General features: G+C 58.6%; 4 protein-coding genes. 1 reads left to right on the top strand and 3 read right to left on the bottom strand.

Annotated elements, in window-relative coordinates:
* Positions 1-281: 281 nt before the first annotated feature.
* From ABR989_RS17455 to ABR989_RS17465, 3 genes are all read right to left on the bottom strand, one after another.
* Positions 282-572 carry a hypothetical protein gene (locus tag ABR989_RS17455; protein WP_428130592.1) on the bottom strand — a complete coding sequence of 97 codons (291 nt, stop codon included), beginning with the start codon at positions 570-572 and terminating at the stop codon, positions 282-284.
* Positions 573-673: 101 nt separating this feature from the next.
* Complete coding sequence (locus ABR989_RS17460) at positions 674-2,260, bottom strand: wax ester/triacylglycerol synthase family O-acyltransferase (RefSeq protein WP_428130593.1); 1,587 nt, start codon at positions 2,258-2,260, stop codon at positions 674-676.
* An 825-nt stretch (positions 2,261-3,085) separates the two neighbouring features.
* The gene (locus tag ABR989_RS17465; protein ID WP_428130594.1) at positions 3,086-3,655 is read right to left on the bottom strand and encodes a hypothetical protein; all 570 of its coding nucleotides are present in this window, start codon (positions 3,653-3,655) and stop codon (positions 3,086-3,088) included.
* Positions 3,656-3,752: 97 nt separating this feature from the next.
* Between ABR989_RS17465 and ABR989_RS17470 the strand changes: the two genes are divergently transcribed.
* Positions 3,753-4,199 carry an MSCRAMM family protein gene (locus ABR989_RS17470; RefSeq protein ID WP_428130595.1) on the top strand — a complete coding sequence of 149 codons (447 nt, stop codon included), beginning with the start codon at positions 3,753-3,755 and terminating at the stop codon, positions 4,197-4,199.
* Positions 4,200-5,207: the final 1,008 nt, after the last annotated feature.

Genomic DNA, 5,207 nt, shown 5'->3' on the forward strand with positions numbered 1-5,207 from the left:
CGACGGTGGAAAACGTCGAAGTGATGGGCAGTCACGTCGGGATGGGATTGAACGCCGATGTGTACCGCGTGATCGCTGATCGGCTGGCGATGCCGCATAGATCGCAGCTCCACTTGGCGGATTCACAACGCCCCGGTCGCGCAGAGTTGACTCCGGCGCGCGCTCACGCGCGTGCGTAATCGGAATGATCGCGCCCGACGTGACGCGGCAATCGTCCGAGCACCACAGATAAGCGATCGTTCTCGCGCGCCTGTTGACCTACCAGAGGCGTTCTTGCTGGATCAGACCACGAGACGTAACCCGAAACTGAGCTTATCGGCCTTACAATGATGCCGCATTTGCTCCTCTCTCTGACTGATGCGTACGTCGAGATCATCTCGCGCGCAGTAATCGGAGCAGTACCAGTGCTCCGCGACCTGCCGCGACGGATCGCGAATCTCTGCCGAGCGCAGCTCAAGATAGGTGCGGTTCTGGAAAAGCATGCCGAACCCCTCTGCGGGTGAGTCGGGCAGCAGAGACACTATTTCCTGCCCACAAAAGTTGCAGCGATGACCGACGCTAAACTGCTTCATGGCTGGCTCCTAACAGTCTCAATCTCTGACGCTTGATACTTTGACGCGACTCCCTGTCATTGCGTCGAGCAACCCCCGACCTCCCGCGAACGCGGCGCCGATCAGTGAGCTCTCAATGCGGCGACCCCCGGATGTGGAGAGTCATTGACGCGCGGGGGCAGCGTGCCCGTGTATATCGGTATCTGCACACGAGGCGTCTGCACCGCGGCAGGCACGCTCTTGGCAACGGCGGCCCGCTTGAGTTCCTCGAAGACGTCCTCCACCAGCGACTTCATCCGGTCGGGATCGGGCATCAAATTGGTCGCAGCCATCATCGTGAAATAGAGAGCCTGGTTATAGCTGACGATCGTCACGCCGAATCCGAGATTGCCGCCGAGCGGAAGCATGCCGACGTAGTCGACCATCCGATGGCCGGCGAGATAGAGCGGCACCTGTGAGCCGGGAACATTGGTGGCGACGAAGTTTATTCCCAGCGGCTGCGCCACGCGTCTGGCCCAGGATGGGAAGATTCGCTGCAGCGACACTGCGGTGTCCATGGCCGCGGTCGCAATTCCGGCGAGCACCGCGACAAGTGCCGGCGAGATGCTCCCGCCATTACTCATCAATCTTTCGAGCGCCTGCGGTTCCCCGGCTTCCTTGATCCTTTGGGTCTCCGCAGCGACGAGTTTCAGCCTGGCCACCGGATCCATCGGTTCTGCGGGCAGTTCGGGGAGCATCATCGAAACTCGATTCCCCAGCGACCCGCTTTCGTCCTCACGTCTCACATTGACCGGGCATCCGATTCGGAACGGAGCGCCGGGCTGCCCGCCATGATAGCGGAGGTAGCGGGCGGCTCCCTCGCTGAGCATCGTCAGCACGACATCGTTGATGGTACCGCCGAAGGCGGCGCGAATCGCCCGGACATCTGCAAACGACGTACGCAGCCAGGCCAGCGTCCGCTCCTGGCTTACCAGGCCGGCGTTCCATGGCGTAGCCGCGATCGGGCGCATCATCTGCCGGGCCAACCTGGCGAGCGTGCCGGCATCCGATCCGAGGTCCTTGACTAACGACCGAAAGTTCGAAGCCACTCGACTCAGGCCGCGTATCGAATCGACCTGTTCCTGCCCGCGGTCGAGCGCGGCGCCGATCACCTGTCGCAGCAGCCCCGGAAGAGGTTTTGGAGACCATGGCTCCGATTCTGTCGCCGGTGGGTCCGGCCGGAAATCCATGACCACGTTCAACAGCTCCATTCCTGACACGCCATCGACCAGGCAATGGTGGACCGGCCACATGATGACGGAGCGATTGCCCTTGAAGCCGTTGAACAGGTGCGCCTCCCACAGTGGCCGGTGGCGATCCAGCGGTTTGCGGAAGATCGCCAGGGCTGCCTCGATTAGCTGCGCTTCGGAAGTATCCGGCGGCAATTGATGAAACTTGATGTGATTCTCGATCGTGAAATCGGGGGCGTCCTCGAACGTCGCGTGATTAAGATTGAAAGGTACCGGGACCAGGCGCTGACGGTAACGCGGAAGCAGATGCAGCTTGCTCGCGAAATGCCGAATCAACTCCGGATACGTGATCTCGTCCTCGAAGAACGAGAACGAGCCGATATGCAGTGGCCCGTTGCGTGACTCGCCGTAAATGAATGAGGCGTCCTGAACAGTGAGCCGATGGCGCAGCTTTTTAATTGGAATAGACTTTTCAGACATTGCCCTCATGCCTCCAAAGCGCTCGCGGAGTTATTTGGCCAATCGTCGGGAGGACACTCCAGCGGCCAGGGGGATGGATGGGCACGGGGTCCTGATCGCAGGAAAAGAGGTGGTCTGGGGAGTCGTCATGGAATGAGCCCCGTCACTAGAGACGCGTCGCTGCTGATGCGGCGCCTTCGCTCACTCGTAAGTTCTTCTAATAGTTGAGACGCAAAAATCACGCCAAAAACCTATACAACGAATTCCGGATCCCACGCGAAATTAGCGAGCGGCTGCCGAAGATAAATCGCAGTCCTCGCAGCAGTGATTTAACGATGTGTCCGGTCGCGCCAATCGGCCTGGTGACAATTGACGCCGTCGGAATCAGACAGTTCTACACGGCACCATTCTACCGTTGCTCCCACGCACTATCGAGATCACACGCACTATCGAGATCAAAGGACGAGAGCCTGTTCGCACGCAAAAATCAGATCGACTCGCGGTTTCGCATTTCGTGTGCCTTATTTGGACCCAGCCCGGAGTGAAGCGCGGCAGTGTAGATGCGAGAACGACTCGCGCAGAGGAGGACGAAATGATAGTTGCCGAGCTGATGACCCCAAAGCCTCAGCCCGCTCAGAAACGTCGTAAGCGGAGACATGGGAACCTCCTGACCAATTAGCTGAAATTCCCGCTATTAACGTGTCTAAACCGCGATTTTGATTTTTGAAGCCGAAAAACTGCGACGAGAGAATGAAACTGATCACAACTCAGAAAACCAACCGAACCTCGCAAATACTAACTTACGAAAGGGATTACCAATATGTAAGGCCGCATTCGGCTCTCTAATCATGATTCTGCGGTCTTGATCGCGCGCCCCAGCTTAACGGCGTAGGCGCTCAACCCGATCATGATGAAGCCGAGGACGATCAGCGCGATGGGCCAGCCCATGACATCGGCGAGATACTGGTCAGTGTACCATCCCAGCCAGCCCATAAGACCAAGAACGCTGACCAGCAGGACGATGCGGCTCGCCAGCAGTATGCTGAGGTAAATCACGTAGGCGTTCAGGCCCAGGTAGCTCAGTTCCAGCGACGAGCCTTTCACAAGATCGAAAAAACCGCCCAGCGAGCCAGCGGTGCCGATGAAATACCACAATGGTGCAATCGCGCGGTGCGGCGTACGGTCGGCGGCGCGGCTCAGGCACAAAAGCGAGACGCCCGAGGCGATCGCGGCTATATCGCCGTCTATCCTCATTTTGGCCATCGCTGTGCCGATGAAAACGGTCCAGAACAGGATACTGAAAAAGCCGAGACTGCTGCGCCGCCAAGCTCGAATGACGGAATAGCCCGCGCCAGCGGCTTCATCGACTCCGTGAGCGCGTGAGGATTCGCGCACCGCCGCCCGCATGCCTGCCATTGGCCCCAAATCACGCCGCAAATCGGGCAGACCGCGGACACGATTCTGATTTGCGTGGAGCCTTGCGTATTGACCCCGGCAAGATTCAAGCTGGACCATGAGTGAAATCCCTTCGTCGTTACAGGCCAGGATAGTTCTGTCGGGCGTTCCCGAAATGTCTCCGCAAAGCTCACGCCCTGCGAGCAACTGGAAAGACCCGTTGGGTCTTTTTTTCCTACTGCTGACAATAAGTTTGCTCGATGCTGCGTCAGCGTGCAGCTATCTGCAGCCGACACCGCAGAACGGCAAACTCGAGGTGCAAGCGGTATCCTGGAAGCTCGTGAAGAAACTGGCAGAACCGGACGCCGGACTGACCGGGCGTAAGGTGACGGTTCTGAATCCGTCGGACAAAAGCGTCGTCGCTACGAAAACTACCGATAGCTCGGGCATAGTTGACTTTGACCTTCCGGCGGGGAATTACACTCTGCTTGGCGCAAGCGATGAGCCGCAGAGCGTGCAAATCCAGTCAGGACAGACGACCAACTTCAAAATCGTAATGCACTAGTGCTTCGACTCAACTGCCGCTGCTGCCGTCAAATTCAACGACGCTCGGGACATCACCGTTGCTGCGCAGCAGCGGGGCAGCTAAAAGATACCGAGGCCGGAAAGCCGTCGCCCGCATTCGTGATAGGGCCGACGAGGAACGCCGGCAGCTATTAGCACGACTGCCACCCGGTCCGGCAGAAGCCGCCAACCTCGCCACCGTCGGTATCCATTGCCGGTGGTGTGACGTGCGCCATCTCTGTTCAAGATACCGCGCCGAAGCTCCGCGTCTCTGGGCGATCCCCCGCAACGACTACCCACTACCGCTCGACCTGTGGGGCGAAGTTGCCGATGCGCCGCGACGCAATGAATCAGGTGAGTTCTCACTACGGATCCGCGACGACGCAGGACGACAAGTGGCAATCATCGCGCTTGGCCAAAGACAACCGACGCTCGCCGCAAATCAGCCGGTGATTGGTTCCGATTAACTCGCCTGCGCTGCGCGCTTCGGTCTTAGTTTAACTTTAAGAGAGGGGATCGGGAAGTCGCCGAGCGGTTCGGCGCCTCTCCTGCAATGCAGGCGACCGAGGTGATTCGCCGCGCGGCGGTCACCGCTCGCTCGATCCCAGAGATTTGACCGGCCTACCGCTGTGACTGCGAAGGTTTTATGTTGGGATCCAATTTTTGGTAACAACAGGGAAAAGAGGTAGCGCAAGAAATAGCGGTCGCCGGGCCGTTCGTGACAAGGGTCGATGTAACCCGAGTGCGCCGACGTTTTCAGGGTTTTTCATAGCGTGGGCGTGTATCAGATTGCTTCCGAAAAGTCACTCGGCCTGGCATGCTCCCCAATTTCCAGCCATTGATAAGAGTCCGCCGATTTGTTGAGGATCCCTCGGACAGGCTCCTAGGGAACCTCTGCACAGGTGGTTGAGCGCAGATCGTTTGGAAAGTGAGTCATGAAAAGTATCGCTGGAGGTGAGAACTCTGTAACGGTTGTTGCGCGGGAAGCGGCCGCGCGGGATTACTCGGA

Origin of the sequence: Binatus soli (SeqCode) (assembly GCF_050015535.1) — a bacterium.
Classification (GTDB): domain Bacteria; phylum Desulfobacterota; class Binatia; order Binatales; family Binataceae; genus Binatus; species Binatus soli.